The 20,965-nt window shown below is 60.9% G+C and carries 20 protein-coding genes; 10 read left to right on the top strand and 10 right to left on the bottom strand.

Annotated features, from left to right (window positions below; genetic code table 11):
* Positions 1–291 precede the first annotated feature (291 nt).
* Positions 292–1,413, top strand: coding sequence for a glycoside hydrolase family 76 protein (locus HHL09_RS23435; protein WP_169457096.1), 1,122 nt, complete (start codon positions 292–294; stop codon positions 1,411–1,413).
* Positions 1,414–1,419: 6 nt separating this feature from the next.
* Here HHL09_RS23435 and HHL09_RS23430 read toward each other — a convergent pair whose 3' ends face one another.
* Together HHL09_RS23430 and HHL09_RS23425 are read right to left on the bottom strand one after the other, a co-directional pair.
* Complete coding sequence (locus HHL09_RS23430) at positions 1,420–2,325, bottom strand: YihY/virulence factor BrkB family protein (RefSeq protein ID WP_169457095.1); 906 nt, start codon at positions 2,323–2,325, stop codon at positions 1,420–1,422.
* 89 nt (positions 2,326–2,414) lie between these two features.
* Positions 2,415–4,583 (bottom strand): fused MFS/spermidine synthase, encoded by a 2,169-nt coding sequence (locus tag HHL09_RS23425; protein ID WP_169457094.1) that lies wholly within the window; start codon positions 4,581–4,583, stop codon positions 2,415–2,417.
* Positions 4,584–4,699: 116 nt separating this feature from the next.
* Between HHL09_RS23425 and HHL09_RS23420 the strand changes: the two genes are divergently transcribed.
* Positions 4,700–6,346, top strand: a complete 1,647-nt coding sequence (locus tag HHL09_RS23420; RefSeq protein ID WP_169457093.1) for a S8 family peptidase — start codon at positions 4,700–4,702, stop codon at positions 6,344–6,346.
* A gap of 15 nt (positions 6,347–6,361) precedes the next feature.
* Here the strand turns inward: HHL09_RS23420 and HHL09_RS23415 are convergent, their stop codons facing one another.
* On the bottom strand, positions 6,362–7,330 hold the full coding sequence (locus HHL09_RS23415; protein ID WP_169457092.1) for a glycosyl hydrolase family 18 protein: 969 nt from the start codon (positions 7,328–7,330) through the stop codon (positions 6,362–6,364).
* Between the two features lie 100 nt (positions 7,331–7,430).
* On the opposite strand from HHL09_RS23415, the gene HHL09_RS23410 reads away from it, so the two are divergent.
* Positions 7,431–8,702, top strand: coding sequence for a putative sensor domain DACNV-containing protein (locus tag HHL09_RS23410; RefSeq protein ID WP_169457091.1), 1,272 nt, complete (start codon positions 7,431–7,433; stop codon positions 8,700–8,702).
* 54 nt (positions 8,703–8,756) lie between these two features.
* Here the strand turns inward: HHL09_RS23410 and HHL09_RS23405 are convergent, their stop codons facing one another.
* From HHL09_RS23405 to HHL09_RS23395, 3 genes are read right to left on the bottom strand one after another with little or no spacing between them, the layout of a single operon-like run.
* A complete protein-coding gene (locus HHL09_RS23405) occupies positions 8,757–9,683 on the bottom strand; it encodes a PDZ domain-containing protein (RefSeq protein ID WP_169457090.1) in 927 nt (308 codons plus the stop codon).
* Positions 9,684–9,709: 26 nt separating this feature from the next.
* Positions 9,710–10,150 (bottom strand): hypothetical protein, encoded by a 441-nt coding sequence (locus HHL09_RS23400; protein WP_169457089.1) that lies wholly within the window; start codon positions 10,148–10,150, stop codon positions 9,710–9,712.
* The gene (locus HHL09_RS23395) at positions 10,147–10,635 is read right to left on the bottom strand and encodes an RNA polymerase sigma factor (RefSeq protein WP_169457088.1); all 489 of its coding nucleotides are present in this window, start codon (positions 10,633–10,635) and stop codon (positions 10,147–10,149) included. The genes HHL09_RS23400 and HHL09_RS23395 overlap by 4 nt, the downstream gene beginning before the upstream one ends.
* A 95-nt stretch (positions 10,636–10,730) precedes the next feature.
* Between HHL09_RS23395 and HHL09_RS23390 the strand changes: the two genes are divergently transcribed.
* Positions 10,731–12,026, top strand: coding sequence for a cellulase family glycosylhydrolase (locus HHL09_RS23390; protein ID WP_169457087.1), 1,296 nt, complete (start codon positions 10,731–10,733; stop codon positions 12,024–12,026).
* 236 nt (positions 12,027–12,262) lie between these two features.
* On the opposite strand, the gene HHL09_RS23385 is transcribed toward HHL09_RS23390, so the two are convergent.
* Positions 12,263–12,730, bottom strand: a complete 468-nt coding sequence (locus tag HHL09_RS23385; RefSeq protein WP_169457086.1) for a hypothetical protein — start codon at positions 12,728–12,730, stop codon at positions 12,263–12,265.
* A 143-nt stretch (positions 12,731–12,873) separates the two neighbouring features.
* Positions 12,874–13,617: a dienelactone hydrolase family protein gene (locus tag HHL09_RS23380; RefSeq protein ID WP_169457085.1), complete on the bottom strand. Its 744-nt coding sequence runs from the start codon at positions 13,615–13,617 to the stop codon at positions 12,874–12,876.
* A gap of 89 nt (positions 13,618–13,706) precedes the next feature.
* On the opposite strand from HHL09_RS23380, the gene HHL09_RS23375 reads away from it, so the two are divergent.
* The 5 genes from HHL09_RS23375 (at position 13,707) to HHL09_RS23355 (ending at position 17,119) form a co-directional block, all read left to right on the top strand.
* Positions 13,707–14,246: a hypothetical protein gene (locus HHL09_RS23375; protein WP_169457084.1), complete on the top strand. Its 540-nt coding sequence runs from the start codon at positions 13,707–13,709 to the stop codon at positions 14,244–14,246.
* Positions 14,243–14,779 carry a DUF1697 domain-containing protein gene (locus HHL09_RS23370; RefSeq protein ID WP_169457083.1) on the top strand — a complete coding sequence of 179 codons (537 nt, stop codon included), beginning with the start codon at positions 14,243–14,245 and terminating at the stop codon, positions 14,777–14,779. The genes HHL09_RS23375 and HHL09_RS23370 overlap by 4 nt, the downstream gene beginning before the upstream one ends.
* 6 nt (positions 14,780–14,785) lie before the next feature.
* Positions 14,786–15,226 carry a hypothetical protein gene (locus HHL09_RS23365; protein WP_169457082.1) on the top strand — a complete coding sequence of 147 codons (441 nt, stop codon included), beginning with the start codon at positions 14,786–14,788 and terminating at the stop codon, positions 15,224–15,226.
* Positions 15,204–15,665 carry a GNAT family N-acetyltransferase gene (locus HHL09_RS23360; RefSeq protein WP_169457081.1) on the top strand — a complete coding sequence of 154 codons (462 nt, stop codon included), beginning with the start codon at positions 15,204–15,206 and terminating at the stop codon, positions 15,663–15,665. Before HHL09_RS23365 ends, HHL09_RS23360 begins: the two co-directional genes overlap by 23 nt.
* An 83-nt stretch (positions 15,666–15,748) precedes the next feature.
* Complete coding sequence (locus HHL09_RS23355; protein WP_169457080.1) at positions 15,749–17,119, top strand: basic secretory protein-like protein; 1,371 nt, start codon at positions 15,749–15,751, stop codon at positions 17,117–17,119.
* A gap of 161 nt (positions 17,120–17,280) precedes the next feature.
* Here the strand turns inward: HHL09_RS23355 and HHL09_RS23350 are convergent, their stop codons facing one another.
* Entirely contained in the window at positions 17,281–18,126 is an 846-nt protein-coding gene (locus HHL09_RS23350) for an EF-hand domain-containing protein (RefSeq protein WP_169457079.1), read from the bottom strand.
* Between the two features lie 142 nt (positions 18,127–18,268).
* Here HHL09_RS23350 and metF point away from each other — a divergent pair, with 142 nt between their 5' ends.
* A complete protein-coding gene (gene metF / locus HHL09_RS23345; protein WP_169457078.1) occupies positions 18,269–19,174 on the top strand; it encodes a methylenetetrahydrofolate reductase [NAD(P)H] in 906 nt (301 codons plus the stop codon).
* 90 nt (positions 19,175–19,264) lie between these two features.
* Here metF and HHL09_RS23340 read toward each other — a convergent pair whose 3' ends face one another.
* On the bottom strand, positions 19,265–20,908 hold the full coding sequence (locus tag HHL09_RS23340) for an AsmA family protein (protein WP_169457077.1): 1,644 nt from the start codon (positions 20,906–20,908) through the stop codon (positions 19,265–19,267).
* Positions 20,909–20,965 lie beyond the last annotated feature (57 nt).

Raw genomic sequence — 20,965 nt, 5'->3', positions numbered from 1 at the left:
CGAAAACAGCGGGAGGCTACGGCCATTCCAGCAGAGTTGCGCCTGTTATTTTCCATGTTTTTAACAGGGTTATCAGGCGAAACTCGGCATCCCGGAAGACCAGCGAATTTTTCGAACCGGCAGGTCTCTCCAATTCATCGGTTGCCCCTCACTTGGGGAGGCTTCTCATTCCTCCCAAGAAATCCGGAATTCTCGCAAGATCGCACGCCTCTGTTACGAATCTTGCGCATGCGTTTTGAAACACCTTCCTCCTGTCAAATTTTACACTATTTCGCGATATTTGCGCTCTCGATGGGCAACGTCCTCGCGCAAGACGTTGCGGAGACAAAGGTGAACCCTCCATTCCGCCAGTGGGGCGCCGAAACGATGGAAGTGCTTCACAAGGATCTCTGGATGCCGGAGCTCAAGCTTTACGCGGAAAAGGCGAATGTGGAGACCAAGAAGCCCGATCATCCCGCCTTCATGTGGGGCGTGGGCGTCCAGCTTACCGCCATGGCTGCGGCCTCCTCGCTGGAGCCGGAGAAGTACATGGGCCCGATGAAGGATTATGCCGACGCCATCCAAGTTTACTGGCTCAAGCACGATGGGATCGAAGGCTTCGACGTGCAGCCGGGCCCCAAGGCTTCGGACCGCTACTATGATGACAATGCCTGGCTGGTTCTTGCCTTGGCCGAGGTCTTCGAGCTGACGAAGGACACCAAGTATCTTGACCGCTCCCTTGCAACCTTCCGCTTCGTGATGAGCGGCGAGGACGACAAGCTCGGCGGTGGCCTTTACTGGCGGGAAGTCGAAAAGACCTCCAAGAATACTTGCACCAATGCCCCGGCCATCGTCTCCGCCCTGCGGATGTACCAACTCACGAAGGACGAGAAACATCTTGAAACCGCGAAGCGCGTCTACACGTGGACCCGCAAGACCCTTCAGGACCAGGACGGGCTTTTCTGGGACAACGTCAAAATGGACGGCCGCATCGACCGCCGGAAGTTTACCTACAATTCCGCACTGATGATCCGCGCGAACTGCCTGCTTCACGACATCACCGGTGAGGCAAGCTATCTCGAAGAAGCCAAGCGCATGGCCACCGCCGCCGAGAAGCAATGGATTCACCCCACTGGTGCAATTTCCGATAGCGGGCGCTTCGCCCACCTCTTGCTGGAGTCCTTCCTGGAGCTCCATGCACGCGACAAGAACCCTCATTGGAAAGAAACCGTAGGCCGTTGCCTGGTTCACCTTCACGATAAGATGAAGGACGAAAACGGCCGCTACTCCCATCGCTGGGACCGCCGCTGGGGAAACCCGGTGAAGGAGGCAGTGCTGCTCAATCAAGCCAGCCCGGCGCGGATCTATTGGCTGGCGGCAAAGGAGGCTCCGGCAGCAGCAAAGCCGGAAGAAAAGGAGAGAGCCGCAGAATAGCCCGCTTCACTCGCCTCCAAGGCTGGCAACCTCCGCTTGCTTCAGCGCTGCCTTCTTCCGTATCCCGGCGCGGCGGCCGAGCCACGCGGAGATCTCGGCTCCTGCCAGGAAGCCTTGGATCGACACGAAGAGCCAGAACAGGAAGAGCAGGAAATTCAAACCGCTGCCGATGAAGGAACCCCACATGCTGTGGCGGAAATAGAAGTCCAGGACTCCCTTCAAAGACCCGGTGGTCAGCGCCGCGAACGCGGCCCCGACAAAGGCATACCGCCACAAAGGACGACGCCTTGGCAGGACCTTCAGGATCAGAGCAAAGGCAATCGTCAGGAACAGATACGTCGACAGCCAGCCGAGGTCCTGGACCAGATTGAAGTCATCCAGCCAAGGAGCATCCATCCGCGTCGCGATATAAGCCGCAAACCCCTGCAACACGGTGGCCGCGACCAACAAGGCACCAAATACCAGGATAAGCCCTGCGCACAGCCCCCGCGCCGCAACGCGCCGGAGCCAGGGCCGCGAGGGATCGGCCGGTGCCGCTTCATTCACGACATTCAGTGTCTTGCGAAGCTTCGACAGCACATGCGACCCGGCATAGAGCAAGGTGGTCATCGCCACGATGAACGCCCATGGGTCTGAACGCGGGGCAATCCGGGCGCTTTGCAAGATGCCCTCGATGGTATCGGCCAACTCCGGCCCCAGCACCGCGGCAAACTGCTTCTCCAGCTCACCATGCGCCGACTTCTCCCCGATCACCATGCTCGCCACCGTCACGCCGATCAGCAACAGCGGCGGCAGCGAGATCAGAGCGTAGAAGGCCAAGGCTGCGGCATTGTCTGTATGCCGGTGATGCACCCAGCGGCGGGTCAAACGCCGCCAGAAGAGGATGGATCGGAGCCGTCGGATCGGAAACACCGCGCATTCTAACACCCCATCGCCCGGTGCGAAAGCGCGGAAAACCGCAAGTAGCGGGGCCTTTCAAGCCATCCGCAGCAATTCCCCTCCTATTTCCAACTGAAATCCAGCAAGGGCAGGATGCTGGAGTAACCATCCGTCCAGACCTCCGTTCGCGGATCCGCCTCAAGGACTTCCCACAGCGCCACCTTCTCCAGACTTGCAAGGTCTGCCCGATCCCTCGCAATCAACGCCCACCGCGAAGGCGCTCGGCCCGCATTGGACGGATCATCGGGGAAATCCGCGTCCTCTTGGAATAGACCGGCCAGCCCCTGATCCGCCGCTAGGTTCCCGATCACCGGACGGAGGTCCATGTGCAGATTGGAAATGTGAAAGGCGATCATCCCGCCCGGCGCAAGCTTGCCAAGATAGACCACCAAAGCCTCACGGGTGAGAAGATGCACCGGCACGGAGTCGGAGCCATAGGCATCCAGAATGATCAGATCATAGTTTCCCCTAGCCTCCGCGAGCTTGAGCCGGGCATCGCCGGTCACGAAGTCGAGCTTGGCCGGAGACTCGGAGAGATAGCTGAAGAAGCGGGTGTCCGAAGCGATCCGCCTCACCGCCGGATCGATCTCATAGAAAGTGAAATCCTGTCCCGGCTTCCCATACATCGCGGCTGCACCAGCGCCCAAACCGACAGCGGCAACCCTATCGAAGCCCCGCGTGGCAAAGATCTGCCCGAGCGGGCCGCCCGGATGGTAGTAGCTCAGTGGAATCTTCTTCGACACGGGATCTAGTGACTGAATGCCATGCACCGTTTTGCCATGGAAGAGATAGTGAAACTTCCCATCGCTCGCCACGCGGTGGATGCCGAAGAAACTCCGCTCCGTGAACAAGGTCTTCATGCCCTGCTCCGGCGCAAAGCGCGAGGCCAGCAAGACACCACCGATCGCCAGCGCAAAACGGCAGGACCGCTTCGACATCAGGTAGCAGAGGAAAGCCGGTATTCCAAAGGTCGCGAGATTGCGAAGTTGGTTACCTTCCAAATCGCGGGGCAGCAGGAAGATCACCGCAAGGGCAATCAACCCAGGAACAAGCCCAAGCGCCATACCCGGTATCGAGCGCCCGGCATTGCCAAGGGGGAGAGCCACCGCCGCCAGCGCCACCAGCATCACCGGATACTCGTGGAGACCTCTGAACAACATCGGCGCCAGCAGCGCATTGAAGCAACCTCCCAGCACACCACCGACCGACATCCAGAGATAAAACTCCGTGAGCTTTCCGGGAGAAGGGCGATCCTCCGCCAACTCTCCGTGGCAAGTCATCGCTGCACAGAAAAAAACCAGCAGGTGAAAGGCAGCCAACTGCACCATGGGCGTCGTGGCCCCGGTCGCCAGAACGATCACCAACGCGACCAAGAGGAAAGGCAAGACCCTGCGACAGAATCGAACCGGAATGAGCACGCGTCGTGCAAAGACGATGACGAATGATCCGAGATAAAGTGCCAGCGGAATCACCCACAACAGCGGCACCGCGGCGATCTCGCTGGAAATGTAGGAGGTCACACTGAGCATCAGGCTCGAAGGAATCATCGCAAGGGCGACCCACTTCAGGCGCCTGCCCTTCCCGACCACTTCTCCACTTCCAACAACGCGCCTCTCATCACCCTCACCACCTCGCGTCCTCCATCCGCAAGCGATCGCGAGCAACACCAGCACACCGAAACCAATGCTCCATGCCTGTGCCTGCCAGTGGAGGGTTGTTCGCGGCTCAATCAATAATGGATAGCCCAACAACCCGAGCAAGCTCCCCACGTTCCCCGCCGCATACAGGAAATAGGGATCGGCGGCATCCCGATGGCCGGTCATCGAAAACCAGCGTTGCAGCAAGGGGCTTGTCGTGGAGATCGCGAAGAAGGGCGCACCGATCGCGTAGGCCAGCATGCCCAAGAGCCACGGGACTGGATTGATTTCCGTCGGCGGCTGCCAGCCCCGCGGGATGGCGAGTGGGAGCGCGAGAGCGGCCAGCAGGAGCACCACCGAGTGGATCTTGAATTGCGTCGCCCCCCGGAACTTCGAGCCCAGCCAGTGCGCGTACCCATAGCCCGCCAGCAGCACGGCTTGGTAAAAGACCATCGCCGTATTCCACACCGCAGGACTGCCGCCTAGCAGCGGCAGCACCATTCGCGCGAAGATCAACTGCAGCAGGAACATCAGCGCCGCGCTGAGGAAAATCGTGATGCCGAAAAGTGGCAGCGTGGCGCGGTGAGCGGGCATGATACGAACGAGGGCGAGACAAGCGGCGCAAACAGCCCGCGCCAATGGAAATCGGCAAGAGCCGGCGCCCTCCTGATTTCACCGGCAAATCCGCGGCTCTGCGGCGGTATTACGGTGTGAGCGCGAGGAGAAGATGGCCGCGACTCCTGCTTCTCTGCGTCCTCACGCTGGGGGCCGGAGGTTTTGGCTTTTGGATCATCCGCGATGCCGCCGGGACCGGTCCGAAGGTTGTCTCCACCTCGAAAAGCCGACTCCCTGCCAAGCCACGGCTCTCAACCGCTGAAAGCCCCGATTCAAAAAGTGGCGGACGCGACCACTTCCCGGACGGCACCACCATCGAAATCTTCGCCAGTTGCCGCGACGAGGAGCTGATCCTCCGTTTCCCGTCCGAGGAAAGCTACGCCTCCTTCGCGCAACTCCTTGAGGAAAGCTCGGTGAGGCTGCTCGACCGCTTGGACCGGCTACGCGCCCTGCGCATCGGAATGAACGAAGTGGAGAAGACCGAGGTCCTCAACATCTTCGAGAAAGAGCAGATCACGAGTTACCGAACACTCCCCACCTTGCCCGATCCACCGCGAGCCGCGGGCGGAGCCTCGAATCAGATCGCCACTCCCTTCGGCAATCAGGTGCTGCCGTGGCTTGGCGTCAGCGGCGACAACTCGCGCTGGGGTGCAGGCGTGAAGATTGCCATACTGGATACCGGCATCGTCCCCCATCCCGCCCTGTCCCCGGTATCGAAGTCCATCGAGTTCATGCCACTACCGCAGGATCCCGCCAAGATCCACACCCACGGCACCGCGGTGGCGAGCCTGATCGCGGGACATCACCCGATGGCTCGCGGCGTGGCGCCCGCCGCTGACTTGATCTCAATTCGGATTCTCGACGACCGCGGGACGAGCGATTCCTTCGCCATTGCTGCCGGACTGCTCGCGGCGATGGATGCCCGCGTCGACATCGTGAACCTCTCGCTCGGCGAGCAGCAGGACAATCCGCTCATCGCCGAGGCCATCCGTATGGTGCTCGCCCAAGGCATCGTGGTAGTGGCGAGCTCCGGCAATGAGGGGCTTCAAGAAGCCAAATTTCCCGCAGCCTACCCCGGCGTGATCGGAGTCGGCGCGGTGGATGCCAGCGGCGAGCGCATGGCATTCTCCAACCTCGGAAGCGAACTCGGCCTGACCGCACCCGGCTATGGCGTGAACGCCGCATCATCGAATGGTGGCTTCATCAGCATCAGTGGCACATCCGCCAGTGCACCGCTGGTTTCCGGCGCCATCGCCGCCACGATGTCTGATGGCACCAGCCGCCGCTTGGGCGCAGCAGAAGCAGTGAAGGTCGTGATGGCTCATGCCGATGACGAAGGACCACCCGGATTTGATCCGGAGTATGGCGTGGGGGTCTTGAATCTCGGCCGCATCATGAACCGCGACCAACCCGGCATCAGCGACGCGGTCGTCACTTGGCAACAATACATCTCCGGCGATGGCGAAGGCTCGCCCGGCCAAATTCAAGTCACCGTTCAGAATCGCGGCACCGTCGCCTTGATCAATTCCATGGTGGAAGCACTCACCCCTCTTGGCTCCGAGCGCATGATCGCGACCACCATCGCATCGGGTGCCTCGGAAACCTTTTCACTGCCCTTCGACAGCCAGCGCTTCCAAGGCAACACGGCGGTCGAGGTCATGAGCACCATCACCCCGGGAAATTCCGCCGTCGACATCACCCCGTCCAACAACCGCCGGACCGATATCGTTCGGCTGAAATAGGATTACCGCCCGGAGTCACTTCTTCTCTCTCGGGTTCAAGGTGGAATCGATCGCGGTCAGCAGCGACTTCTCGCCGTTTCCATCGGTATCCAGCGACCAGATCATGATTCCGCCCAGATTCTCGTCCACTACGTGCTTCGCCTTCTCCCGGATAGTCGGGATGCCATTGTACCAAATGGTATTTCCCACCTGATCGAGATTCTCCGCTCCGGGATGCTGCACAAGGATCTCCGAGTAATTATAGCAGCGCTTCCGGAAGGCCTCGCCGAAACCATAACCGTAGAAAGGCACGCCCAGCACCGCCTTCGACTTCGGTAAACCGCGGCCTACCCAATATTTCGTGGCGCTCTTCGCAAACTCCAGCGAGGAATGTTGTCCGGGAGCATCGGGATTCCAGAAACCCGCACCGTCATAGGCCATGATGTTGAGGAAGTCGAAGTAGCCCAGCGCAGCATCCGGAACACGGTCACCGCCGTAGCCCTTCGAGAGTGCCGCCGTCAGCAGCTTGCCCTTGGGCTGCAGGGCGGCCGACAGTTCGGCGATGAACTTGCCATAGTCCTCATTGATCGAAGGCCCCTCGATATCGACGTCGAGTCCATCAAAGCCCTGTGCCTCCACGTAGTCCGCGAGCTTCTTCACAAACCCGGGGCGGAATTCGTCGGAAAGCAGCTTGAAATAGCGCGGCTTCAGCACGGCATCGCCCGACGCCGCGCCACCACCGATCGATACCAGCACCTTCACTTGCGCCGCCTTCGCCCGCTCCATCAGCGCCCGGTTCCTCTTGTTGAAGGACAGGTTGCCCTCGTCATCCACCGGGTTCTCAAAGGCGATGTTGATGTGGGTCAGCTTGCCGTAGTCGATCTCTTTGGAAAACTCCTCCAGATTCACCCAGTTCGGCACATAGGCGACCACCTTCTTGCGGGCCTGAGCCGCGGGTGTGATGAACAAGGCGGCGAGACAAAAGGAGAGCAGGAGGCCTTTCATGGGAAAACGGAAACGCTTTTCTCTACCCTGATGTTTCACTGACGGACAAGAGGACTTGTGAACCCGGCAAACAGGAGACTTAGTAGCGGAGCCTCACGCCATGTCCGTCCTACCCGCGCCGCTCGACCTTGCCACCTTGATCACCCGCCTGAATGGACTCTTGGAGGTTCATCCTGGCGCCCCGGGTGAAGATCAGTTGCGGGAAGCATGCAACGTTCTCTATTCCTCGAGCCTTCTGAAGGAAGAAGGGCGTCCGGTCCGGGCGCGGGTGATCCTTGCCCCGCCGGATGCCTTTTCTTCGGCAGAAGGGCCGCCGGACGGGACTCACGCGGTCCGTTTCACGACTTCGCACCCTTTTACGACGAATGAAATCAAGCGCCTGAGCCCGGCTGCGAGCTTCTTCCACTCAGTGGTCGCCGTTTGGCCGGGCCGTGACGGGAGCTTCCGCATCTGGGGCGTGCTGAATACCGGCCCGCGCTGGATGAATCTGGTCGCGGGCGGCCGTAAGCCGTCCGGCGCGGAAATCCCCTACCCTATCATCCATGTCCGGGACCCGGGATGGCTGCTTTTCTATCAGGGCTATCAGTTGCTCGCCGAATGGCGCGGCCGGGAGATCAACGGACCACGGCTCGATGTCTTCCATTCGAAGCTTCTCAATGACCGCTTCGCCCCGCATCGGCGGGGACTGGTGGAAGAGGTGCTGAATTGCTGCCTGCCATCGACGATGGGTCTGGAAGACTACTCCGAACTCGCGCGCCTGATCTCGCTGCAATTCATCCGGCGCGTGATCAATCTGGTAAGAACCAGCGGTCACGGCGGCAGCGTGGTCTTCCTCCCCGAAGGCGAGGCGGGCCTCGACGCGGCCACGCGCTGGATCGATTGCAAGTACACCGCGGAGGCGGACGATGCGGGACTTCGATACCGCCATCTGATGCAATCGATCATCCTGCGGGTTGGCGAGCTTGCCCCGGAGGGCAGCACTGCCGAGCAGGCGTGGGAAATTTTCCGCAGCAGTGCCGACGAGCAGTTGGATCAGTTGGAAGAGGCCTTCTTCGAGCTCGCCCGTTTCCTTTCCGATCTGATGCAAGTGGACGGCGTGCTGGTGCTGGATCGGAAGGTGCGCGTGATCGGCTTCGGCGGGGAGATCCGGGTGGACCGGAATGTCTTCCAAGTCAGCCAATCACTCGACTTGGAGGCGACCCAGCTCGCAGACTGGAATGTCCAGGGCGATGGAACCCGGCATCGCTCGGTTTACCGGCTCTGCTCGGTCGAGCCGGAGGTCATCGGCTTCGTCATTTCACAAGACAGCAACGTACGGCTGATCGTGAACGTGGATGATAGCGTGGTCTTCTGGATGCACAGCGTCGTCTGACACGGCGGAGAACGTCGCGGGGAGGGACCGTCACCGCCCTCCCCGCCAGGGAGGTCATTCTTTGGCTCCTTCCTCGAGGCGCTTGCTCAGGTCCTCCAGAAGCTTCCGGATTTCCTGAAGCTCGGCCTTCTCGCCATCGAGCGTTTCGCGGATGGCTTGGGTGCCCGGGACGCCAGGTCCGGAGGTGGGATCCTCGACGAGATCGATCTTGTTACCGTTCTCATCAATTTTCGCCTTATGAACCCGGCGATAGAAGGTCTTCAGCGGACTGCCGCTGTCGCCATAGATGAACACATCGGCCTTCGGAGCCTCATCCGACGTCGAACGGAAGAGATCGACCGTCTTCTTCGGCTCTTGCGTGGCCAAGACCGCGTTTGCTTCGTGAAGCTGCCCTTTGCGGACATAGGTGATCTTCACCTGGTCACCATCCTTATGATTCGCCAACAGCACGGCGAGCTGCCGCGGATGAATCAGGATCTGTTCGTCCAGCTTCGCGAGGACATCGCGCTCCTGAAGTCCGGCCTTCTCCGCGGGGCTGTCCTTGCTGATGAACTCAATCACCAAGCCGGTGTCTTCATCGATGGGCAAATGTGGCGCCAATTCACTGGGGGGCGGCGAGGCTGAAACACCAAAGAAGGCCACCGGTGCCTTGCGGTTGATCACGCCGGGAGCGGCGAAGTCGCTATTCATATACTGCCAACGGATCGGCTCGACGATCTGCTCGACGCGGATCGCGGGAACTTCGATCGCCGGGGCACCACCCGCGGCGCCTTGGATTGAGGTCGTTCCGCTCCCTCCCCCCATGTGGGCAATACCTGGCATTCCGGCGGGTGGCTGCGGTGGCACCGGCGGAGCTGGAGGAGCTTCGGGAACAAGGGGCGCTACAGGCGTGAGGGCCGGGGTCGCGGAGGGCTCATCCTGGGCATTCGCCGTGGCGAACGCAGCGATCAGGCTGCAAAGCATGGGTGTCGTCGTCTTCATTGGTTTGGTAGGTAAAGAGGGTTCATTCAATAAGTCGTCAGGGCCACGGGCATCACCTCCTCCCGGATCTGGGATTCCTTCTCGGTCTGCCCGCCTGTGGTGGAGGCGTAATAAATCTCATCCAGCCAGGTGGTGCGGATCAGGCGCACCGGTTGATCCGCATCCCTCACCACCCCGAGGTCGATCACCTCCATGAGGTGTTGCTTGCTGGCGACGGGGACCCGTTTTGGAGTCTCGTTCGCAAGTTCCGGTTGGGGCTCCCGGGCCTTGGCCGGCTCATTGCCAGGAAGGGTCAATGCCGTCACCACGGCGGCAGCTACGGCCGCAAGCGGTCCCCAGAAGATCGGGCGAAGGATCACGGGCCGGGGTCTGGCGGCACGGAGCCGCATCATCAGGGCGGGAGCCGGCGGAGCCGGGGCAAGTTTGCCCAACAGGGCTTCGATCTCCTCATCGTTCGGAGTGTTCATGCGAGAGTGGTCGTGAGCGTTTGGCGGAGGGTATCGAGTGCCAACCGGTAGCGGGAAGCCGCCGTGCCGGGCGGGATGTCGAGCGCGACCGCCACCTCCGCGAAGGTGAGTCCGCCCCAGAATTTCAGGGTCAGCACCTCCCGCTGCTGCAGGGGCAGGCGCTGGAGTTCTTTTTCGAGCAGGCGGGCCGCCTCGTCATCCTCATCGCTCGGGATGAAGAGCTGCGGTTGATCGCTGGCCTGCTCGCGGCGGGTCCGGCGCTCCGTCCGGCGGCCCAGATCGATCGCCCGCCGGTGGATGGTCGCGTAGACGAGGGCATTGTCCGGACGGCCACCGACCCGTTTCCAAGCCTCCACCAGAGCGTCCTGCAGCACATCTTCCGCGTCCTGGCCCGACCGCGTCTGCTGGCGGGCGAAGAGCAGAAATCGGCTCGCGTGCTCCGCGAGCCATTCGTTCCAGTCTTGTTCATTGCTGAGGGATGCCATGAGGGAGGCGTGGTCTCACTCATGACAGCGCCGGTGGCGTGGGCTTTTATCACTGCGATGATTTAAAAATGCGCGGGAGCCCGTATGAAGGTGCCATGCGCAAAACGCTTGTTTCGCTCCTGCTCGGCAGCGCCACCCTCCACGCGGAGCCGCGACCGCTGATGCGCGATTTCATCGGGCTCAATGGCCACACCGTCCAATTCAAGCCGGAACTCTATCAGCCAATCGGCCGGCTGGTGCGCGACTACCATCCCGTGGAGTGGGACTTGGGAAAGGAGACGCCGGTGCTGCCGGAGTTCCCTTTTGCCAAGAACCGGGTGGACTGGAGCGGCGTTTACGGATCCTGGCAGAAGCAGGGCTGGGTGACCGATGCCTGCCTGATGTTCGAGTCGATCCCGCAGGGAGACTGGAAGGACATCGAAAAGGATGCGAACGCCTATGGGCGCGCCTTTGCCAAGGAATTCGGCCCTTCCGGAACCCGCAAGCTGGTGGAGTCCGTTGAGATCGGAAACGAGCCGGGCAAGTGGAGCGATGCCGACTATGCCCGGATGCTGAAGGCGATGGCTGCCGGCGTGCGCGAGGGCGATCCCAAGCTGAAGATCTCCACCTGCAATCTCACGGCCGGAAAGAGCGGCGACTACGAGAAGAGCGTGGACTGCCTGGCAGGGCTCGAGTCTTTCTACGATGTTCTTAGTATTCACAGCTACGCCCAGTTGGAGAACTGGCCGACCTGGAAGCGGAGCTATCCGGAGGACCCGGCGCTGCCAAAGTATCTCAAGGACATCGAGGACCTTTGCCAATGGCGGGACAAGCATGCCGCGGGCAAGCCGGTCTGGATCACGGAGTTCGGATACGACAGCACGACCAAGCCGCCGGAGAGCTCGGGCGATTTTTCGAAGTGGGTCGGAGTGACCGATGAGCAGCAGGCCCAGTGGACCGTGCGCTCGCTGCTGGTCTTCTCCGCGATGCCGGTGGAGCGGGCTTACATCTATTTCTTCAATGACGACGACAAGCCGAGCCTGCATGCGAGCTCGGGCCTGACGCGGAACTTCCAGCCGAAGCCGTCGTTTCATGCGGTGAGCCATTTGCAGAGGACGCTCGGGGACTACCGCTTCGGCCGCATGGTGAAGAATGAGGCTGGAGTGCTACGGGTTCAGGAGTATGCGCATGCCACGGACCCGAAGAAGGTGATCTGGGCAGCCTGGGTGCCGAGCGGTGCGAACGAAGCCCGTGACGCGACTTTGGACAAGGTTCCGGGAAAGCTGGTCGGGGCGACGAAGATGGTCCTGGCCGAAAAATCCAAGGAGATCGCCTTGCCGAAACAGACAGGCACAGAAGTGAGATTGCGGCTCGATGGCAGCGTGGTGTACCTGAGCTTCGAGAAGCCGTAAGGCCCCGAAATTCCGAACCCGGAACCGCACCTGTTATGCCTGTTAAAACAAGGAAATTAACAGGTGAAGACACCCCAAGAATCCCTGCGGAGAAACCTCTCACGCACAGACGCGGTGCGTGCAAGCGACGGTCTCCGAATCCCGATTTGCCCCATGCCCGAAGGTTTTTCACGGGGAAGTCATAGGCGGGATGCACGCCTTCTTCTACTGCCAGGGTAGGCAACGTGTGCCCCGACTCACTCTTCTGGGTCCGGGCCTAGGTTACCCCGGTCTGGATCCGTAACATTGCTCTCGTCCCTCGACTCATCGGTCACCCTGTCTGCGGCGCCGGCCCGCATGACCACGCTCTGCTTTCCCTCATCGAAATAGATCGCCATCGCTCCGTTCTCCCCACCCACGTTGGCGCGCATTTCTCCCTTCACCATCACCGGATTTCCTTCGGCAACCAGCATTCCGTTGCTGCTCATTTTGGCGCGATCCGCTTCCAAAAACGCGCCGCCGGGAACGGTCACCCGAACCTTTCCGGATGCCGAATTCTTCCCTACCTGCTCTGCCTCCACAAAGATCCCGTGCTTCCGCAGGTCACGGATGCTCAAGCCCTCCTCGCGCTCCGCTAGCTTTGTCTTCGCCACTGTATCCACTTGGGCAGGATGACCGCCGGGATCCGGCTGGTCTGCCAGCTTGCCCACAGCTCGCGGTGACAACTTCCGTTCAGGTTCTTGAGCCGCTTGCCTGTCCGCTCCTGTCGGACGAATCGCCGGCTCCGGACCTCGAACGGAAATCAGTGCCAAGCCCAGTCCAAGGACCAGAAAAGCAAGAACGGAAAGCAGGACGACACCTTTCCGGCTCATGAGGAAAGCTTTTCTCCGAGATATCTCAAAAGCAAGCTCATACAGACCCTAGCCAAGGCCGGATTGTAGCGCGGACCTTCATCGCGGAGGAAGGCGTGCGCGGCATTGAATTCGTGCCATTCAAAATCGGCTCCGCATTCCTCCAGCGCCCGATGAATGAGTTCGCGTCCTTCCTTCGGGATGTGCGGGTCCTGGCGACCCCAGACGAAAAGCATGGAGGCATCGAGCTTCGCGATGCGCTTCAAAGTATCATCGGACTTTCCGGCACCGAGCGTTGCCGAATGGACATCGGTCGGGTAATAGGCCGCGATGGCGGAGATGCCGGGATGGTAGCCCGCGCGCAGCGCCAGGTGACCACCGAGACACACGCCATAGCTGGCGATCTTTCCGGTGCAGCCTTCATGCCCCTTGAGCCAGGTCACCACCACGTCCACGTCTTCATCGTAAGACGCGAGTTCCTTGGCATACTTCAGCTCATTGCCACGATCTGATCCCGCCTGGTCATAGGCCAGCACCGTGCCGGGCTCCTCGAACTCATGGTAAACCTCAGGCACGGCAACAAGATAGCCCTCCCCTGCCAAGGCAGCCGCCATGCGCCGGATCGGCCCCGTCGCCTGGAAGATCTCCGAATAAAAGATCACGGCCGGCACAGGTCCTGCCGACACCGGAGCGAAGACATGCACCCGCATGCTGCCGCGGGTGGTTTCCAGATCGACGTAGGTTTCGGTAAGCGTGGCCATGGCCCGACGATGCCGCAGTGCCCTCTCCTGAGAAGAAGAAATCCCGGCACCCGTCCTGCCTTGACCAACTCCCGGCCGGGAAAGAAAACATGGGAACGGAAAAGATGAGCCAGATCGCCACGCAGAAAGTCTCCTATGCCCGCGCTGGAATCCAGATGGGCCTCTTCTTCGGGCTCCTCATGACGATCATCTTCTCTTTCCAAGCCGGCCGCTGGGACGGGGGAATCCTTCCCGGCATCATCGCGGGAACAATTTTCGGAACGGTCATGGTATGGTTCGCCAAGCGGCAGGCCTCAAAGATGAGCTTGAAGCGGCCCGATTTCGGCGACGAGAAGATCGTTCTCGAAGGGCCGGCCAATCACTTCGCCGGTGCCGAGGGCGTGGGCGGCTATCTATTCCTCACCGACTCGAAGCTCTTCTTCCTCTCCCACCGCTTCAATATCCAGAACCACGAGCTGAGCATTCCCCTCGACGAAATCCAATCCGTGGAAGCCTCGAAAACCCTGGGCATGGTCAACAACGGCCTGATGATCCGCCGCACGCCGGATCTCTCGGAGCGCTTCGTCGTCTTCGAGCATGAACGCTGGCGCGATGCCATCCTCAGCGCCAAAGCCAACAGAACATCATGAGCTGCTATCTCGCCCTCCTGCGCGGAGTCAATGTGACCGGCAGCACGCTCCGCATGGCGGAGCTGAAGGAGAGCCTGACCGACATGGGCTTGGAAGACGTGCAGACGTATTTGCAGAGCGGAAACGTGGTGTTCAAGAGCAAGGAGGATGCCGCTACGCTGGCCAAGCAGATCGAAGCACGGATCAAGAAGGACTTCGAACTCTCCGTCCCGGTGCTGGTGCTCACGGCCCAGGAGATCGATGCGATCGCTTCAAAGAATCCGCTGTGGCCGGAATCCGGCGGCGAAGGAAGCCATTTCCATGCGACCTTTCTCTTCGCACCGGTGACGAAGAAGAACTTCGACGCAATCAAGCTGCCCGCAGCGGAGGGAGAGAAAGCGGTGCTTGGCAAAGGCGCAGTGCTTCTTCACTGCCCGCACGGCTACGGCCGGACAAAGCTGAACAACACTTACTTCGAAAAGGCGCTCGGCGTGAAGGCAACGACGCGAAACTGGAAGTCGGTGATGGCGCTGCGCGACCTGTGTAACCCATAGGCCCCGATGACCCCGGAAGACGAGATCGCCCACCACGAAGACGCCTTCATCCGGTCCTTCATCCTGACGGTAAGAAGAGAGCGATTACGGCATGAACTGAAGAAGGACCGCCAGCGTTTCATCAATCGCTTCTGCCACAACGCGACCGAGCTTCTCGATCCCCGCTATCTCATCGAGATTCCGCCGCCGAACTCCAGCCCGGAAGATCTCCGCCAATTGCTTTTGGACAAAGGTGCTTCAAAGCGATGCTACGCCTTGGCCGCTCACCCGGACGTCGAAGGAACGCTGGTAGATCTGAAAACTGCACTCGAAACATCCGTAGGCAGTGGCCCTACGATCCTTTCCTGCGTCGCCGGCGAACTCGCCTACCTTGAGTCCGAGCAGGAGTTCGGTCCCCCGCCCCGCTATCTTCTCTATCGCCCTCATGAAGATCGGACCACTCGATGATGCCAGAACCGGCTCATGGTTCGCCATGCGTTCCACGCTCTGGCCAAACTGCCTGGCTGAAGACAATGCGCGGGATCTGGAGGCTCTGAAGGCCCAGCCGCATCTGAGGGCGGTCTTTCTCGCGATTGATGACCGGGCGGAAGCATGCGGGTTCGTCGAAGCGCGGCTGCGCGATGTGGCGGAGTCCTGCGACACGAGCCCGGTCGGCTACATCGAGGGCATCTACATCCTGCCGGAATTCCGCGGACGAGGCGTGGGACGAAAGCTGGTGGCGGCAGCAGAGCGTTGGGCGGACGCGCTGGGCTGCCGGGAGATGGCCTCCGATTGCCTGCACGACAACGAGGCAAGTGTCCGCTTTCATCAAAAGATCGGCTACGAAGTTACCGAACAGCTCATCCACTTCCGTCGCGTTCTTCCCGAAAGCCCCAAGCCTAAGTAAGACTATCTAAATACCTAGCTTGGGAATGACGTGAAAAACTGGTTCGACGAGCTAAACCGTGCGCGTATACGGACGTAACTGGCATGCACTCGTCCTCCATTCGCACCCTTCTCCTTGCCGCCGCCGTGCTGACTGCGGTTCCCGCGCTTCAAGCAGCCGCCGTCGTGAGCAAAGGCCATGGCGAGGCAGACCAGGGCTTCAAGCTCGATCCGGTGCCGCCACCCGCGATCAATGATGCGGCGACAAAGGCGACCTTTACCATCATCGAGGGGACCAAGGACGGCGCTAGCGCGGATCCTTCCGTGCTGGTGGACGGCAAGGTGCCCACGACGGAAGACCAGCCACGCGCGAACTTCTTTTTCTCCAATGGCTCCGAAGGCGGTCGCCTGGGCATGGACTTGGGCAGCGTGGTCTCCGTGAAGAGCGTCGCCACCTACTCATGGCACAACGGCAACCGCGGCCCGCAGGTCTACAAGCTCTGGGGCGCAAGCGGCTCCGCGCGGAATTTCAATGCGCTGCCAAAGCGCGGCACAGATCCGAAGACCTGCGGTTGGGAACCGATCGCCGCGGTGGACACCCGCCAAGGTGGCAAGAACGGCGGACAGCACGCCGCGGAGATTTCAAACAAGGGCGGCCGGTCGCTCGGTGGCTACCGTTACCTCCTCTTCGATGTGGAGCGCCCGTCGAAGGACGATGGACTCGGCAATACCTTCTTCAGCGAAATCGACGTGATCGACGCCCGCGGCTCGGCGGTCGAACGCCTGACCGCACCGGAAAAGATCATCAAGACGTACAAGTCGAAAGACAAGAAGTACACCTACGTGGTGAACTCCACCAAGGCTCCCGAACTCACCGACTGGTGCGAGAAAGAACTCATCCCCGTGGTTGAGAAGTGGTATCCGAAGCTCGTCGAACTGCTTCCGAGCAAGGGCTATCGCGCACCGGACCAGGTAAGCTTCGAATTCAAGACCGACATGGGCGGCACGCCGGCCTATGCGGTCGGCAACAAGATCTCGCTGAATGCGCAGTGGTATCCCGACCAACTCAAGGGCGAGGCAAAGGGCTGCGCGATCCATGAGATGGGTCACGTGGTGCAGAACTACTGGCGTGCCGGTGAGACCAACCGCAATCCGAAGGAAACCCCGGGCTGGGTGACCGAAGGCATCTGCGACTACATCCGCTGGTTCCTCTATGAACCGGAAAGCAAGGGGGCTGGCTTGGGCGAAGATCAAGCGGACCGGGTGAAATACGACAACAGCTATCGTATCTCCGGTAACTTCCTCGACTGGGTGGTCACCGAAAAAGATGAGGCGCTCCTCCAGAAGCTCAACGCCGTCGCCCGTGAAGGCGACTACGAAGAGAAGCTCTGGAAGGAGTGGACCGGCAAGGATCTGGAAGAGCTGAACACCGAGTGGAAGGAAGCCATCCGGAAAGGCAAGCGCGTCCAGAAGTGAGGATGTGGCGAGGATAGGTCCCTGCTCCTTTGGGACCTATCAAACTTGGGAAATGATCTCCCATAGCCAGCCAAGGGTGCCCAACCCTACCTAGGAAGCCTACCGTCCGAGCGGGCCGGAGGCCCGCGGTCCCGGGGCGCCGAGAGGTGGGACGGGAATCTTCAGGGCTCCGTCTTCTCCGGAGACTCCTTATCCCTCTCCTTCTTTCCACGCGGGCCTTCTTCACCTGGAGGCGGAGGCGGCGGGAAGTCGGCTGCGTCGATCTTGAGATCCTTGTTTTTGTCGAAGGCCTCGAAGCGGTCTTCCTGCTCGTCCTCGCTCTTGTCCTTGAGCCACGGCATCTCGCGGAATTCCTCGAAGCTCAGTGAGCCATCGCCGTTCTTGTCATGGTCCCGGATCATGTCGAGAGGGTTGAAACGGTGCTCTCCCTTGCCCTTCCCACGGCCATCCCGCTCAGGGCGATCCTTCGGAGTCAGGGCTCCATCACCATCCCGGTCCATGCGGGCGAATAGCGCGCGCTGCCGATCCTCCGGCAGCCGGGCCACGAAACCGAGTTTTTGGAACTCCTCGAAAACGATGCGCCCATCCTTGTTCGCATCCACATCCTCCAAAGGCGGCATGCCTGGTCCCGGACGCCCCTTCGGCATTTCATCGGGACCGATCTTGCCATCGCCATTCTTGTCGATGCGCTTGAAAATCTCCGCACGCTTTTCCTCCGGCAGGCGGCCGGGCCGTTCCATCCCGGAAAATTCGGCGAGGGAAAGGGAGCCGTCGCCATCGGTATCGGCCTTCTTCCACATTTCCAACATCGCGCGGCGGGCTTCCTTGCCTCGCTCGCCGTCTCCCTGCCGGTTGCCCCTGCCCTTCCCTCTACCCTCCCCGGGCTTTTTCTCACCGCCCTCCGCTGGCGGTGCAGGCGGGGCGTCGGTCTTCTCCACCGGTGTCTCCTGCGCCAGCGCGGGAACCAAGGCGAGAACAGCGATCCAAGGGTAACGGAGAGCTTTCATGAATCCGGAGAGAGGATGTGCCGGGCCTTTACGCCCTGCGAGATGGAAAACTCCCCGCGACCGGGGAAGTTGCGACACCCGCGGGTTTTTTGCTCCCCTCTACCCGGACTCCCGGCGCATCTTCCCCGGACTTCGACTGCGCATGCACATCAGTGACATCCTCGCCAAGCGGCGACCGACCTTTTCCTTCGAATTCTTCCCGCCGAAAACCGCCGCGGGTTCCGAGGATCTGTACCGCACCATCGTGGAGCTGGAATCCTTCGATCCCTCCTTCGTCTCGGTGACCTACGGTGCCGGTGGCAGCACGCGCGAAATGACCCACGATCTGGTGCTGCGGATCAAGCAGACCACCGCGATTCCGCCAATCCCGCACCTGACTTGTGTGGGCCATTCGGAAGAGGACATCTCAGAGATCCTGCGTCGCTATGCCGATGCCGGTGTATGCAATATCCTTGCGCTACGTGGCGACCCGCCGCGCGATTGGCCGGACTACGATTGGTCGGACTGCGACTTCCGCCATGCCGCGGACTTGGTGGCTTTCATCAAGCGCTTCAATGAATCCGGAGCACATCCCGACCCGCGCGGCTTCGGGATCGGTGTCGCGGGCTTCCCGGAAGGGCACCCGGCCACGCCGAACCGTCTGCTGGAACTGGATCACCTGAAGGCGAAGATTGATGCCGGTGCGGACTACATCTGCACGCAGCTCTTCTTCGACAACCACGATTTCTTCGACTTCCGCGACCGCTGCCGTCTGCATGGCATCAATGTGCCGATCATCGCCGGGATCATGCCGGTGACCTCGCTCTCCGGCATGAGCCGGATGGCTGAACTGGCTGCTGGAGCCCGCTTCCCCGCCAAGCTGCTGCGCGCGCTCGACCGGGCGAAGGGCGACCCTGCCGCGGTGGAGAAGGTCGGCATCCACTACGCCGCACAGCAGTGCGCGGAGCTGCTGGATCACGGTGTGGATGGCATCCACTTCTACACGCTGAACAAGAGCAAGGCCACACGGGAGATCTACTCCAGCCTGGGCCTGGCAACTGCAGGCTAAGCCGACGGCCCTGCCTCTGGATACGTCCCAAAACCCCCGCCCCCATAAGACCTGGAGGTCTTATGGGAAGTAGCCCGGACTCACCGGGCATCAATGCTTGGTTCCGATCTCCAGGAGCTCCTCAGCTTGACGGCGGGTTACCTCGTAGATGGTCCCTTGGATCGGAACATCGATCGGGATGCGGCCAGTGCTCGCGTCCGCCGGAAAGGTGCTTCGCAGGACCTCCACACGCTCGAAGGCATCGCCCGGGATCGTGATGCGGAAGTCCCCCTCATAGCGAAGCATCTGGGACTCGCGGGCGATCGCGTCCATCTTGAACTGCTCCTCCGACTTCACTTGGGCTCGGCGGTTGAAGATCTCCATCTCCTTGCCTTGCTGGGTCACTTTCGGCTCACCGGCAGCTTTTCGCAGGGAGATATCATCACCTGCCTCGTTTGAGCCGGCAGGAGTTCCCGCTTGGAAGATCGGTGCGAAGGAATTGCCCGGATTCTCACCCACGGCTCCCGCCATCTCCTTCTCACTCGGAGGGCGCACCTTCAGGCGGCCTTGGAGGGTCATCAGCTCGTCCGCTTTCAGATCGACACGGGAGAGCTCCAACACGCCACCGGAACTCTTCAGATGGAAGCTGCCGCGGTTGAAATCGATTTTCCGGTAGCTGTTGTAAACATCGACCACGGACAGGGATTTGAGCAGGTGCAAGCGCTCGCGCACGCTCACGACGCTATCGCCGCCCAAGGTGACATCTCCTTCCAACTGAATCCCACCCGCGGCATTCGTGGACCCGGAAAGCGCGAAGTTCCCGGAAAGCACGCCTTCCAAGAAGGGTTCCAGAGCCTTGGGGAGCAGTTGGGCGATTTCCACCCGTGATATCTCCACCTTCCCATGGAAGGCGGGCTTGTCGCCCCCCGTCACCGATACATCATGGAACGTAACCGTGCCCGTGCCGCACCTGAAGTTGCCTTCCTTGACCACCAACGAGCCCGGCATGACCTCCATCACCAGCTTTTCGATTTCCAAACCCTGCAGCCAGTTCTGAGAGAACTTACCGCCGGAGAAAACAAGGCGCCATCCGCCGCCCGAACGCGTGGCCGCCATCCGGCTGTGTTCGATGCGACCACGGGTGTCGATCCGGTTCTGCGGAAGCGGGGAATGATATCCCCAGCTCAAGGTCGCATCATCTACCTCCACGGAGGAAAATTGGAACTTCGGCCACTCCCGGAAAAGCGATTCGCCGATCCGCGCCGCCGCATCCGGAGTGTCGGCGCCGGCTTTCAGATCCAGCTCCATCCACTTCGCGATCAAGGTGCCCGCATCCCAGTCACCCGCGATGCCATCGAGCAGGTCCATTTTGAAGCGGACATTCCCGGCATCGACGCTCCGGAAGAACGACTCGTCTCCGCCTTCCGCGCCGAAGCGGGTGATCTGAGCATCCCCTTGGATGCGGGAAAATCCGAGGAGCTTCGCGTCCTTCGCTCCCAAGCTGGTCTTCACGCTGGCGTCCAGAGACTCGGCGAAAGATTCGGCATCCACGCGCTTCACCAAGTAAACGCCGAAGCCGCCGGCTGCGACAAGCAGCGCGATGAGGACCTTGAAACCCAAGCGCAGCAGATGGCTCAGGGTCATGGCCCAGCCACCACCACCTGACATCGAATGGCGAAGCTGGAACCAAAATCCTTGGCTCGCGATCCACTGGCTCAGCTTCTGGTTAAAAGACTGCGTCTGATCGACCTCCATATAAACTTGAAACTCCCGAGGGGGACGGCGGATTAGAGTCAGGCCGAATCCGTCAGG

It is taken from the genome of Luteolibacter luteus (assembly GCF_012913485.1).
GTDB lineage: Bacteria > Verrucomicrobiota > Verrucomicrobiia > Verrucomicrobiales > Akkermansiaceae > Haloferula > Haloferula lutea.
This window is presented reverse-complemented; position numbering and strand designations above follow the sequence as displayed.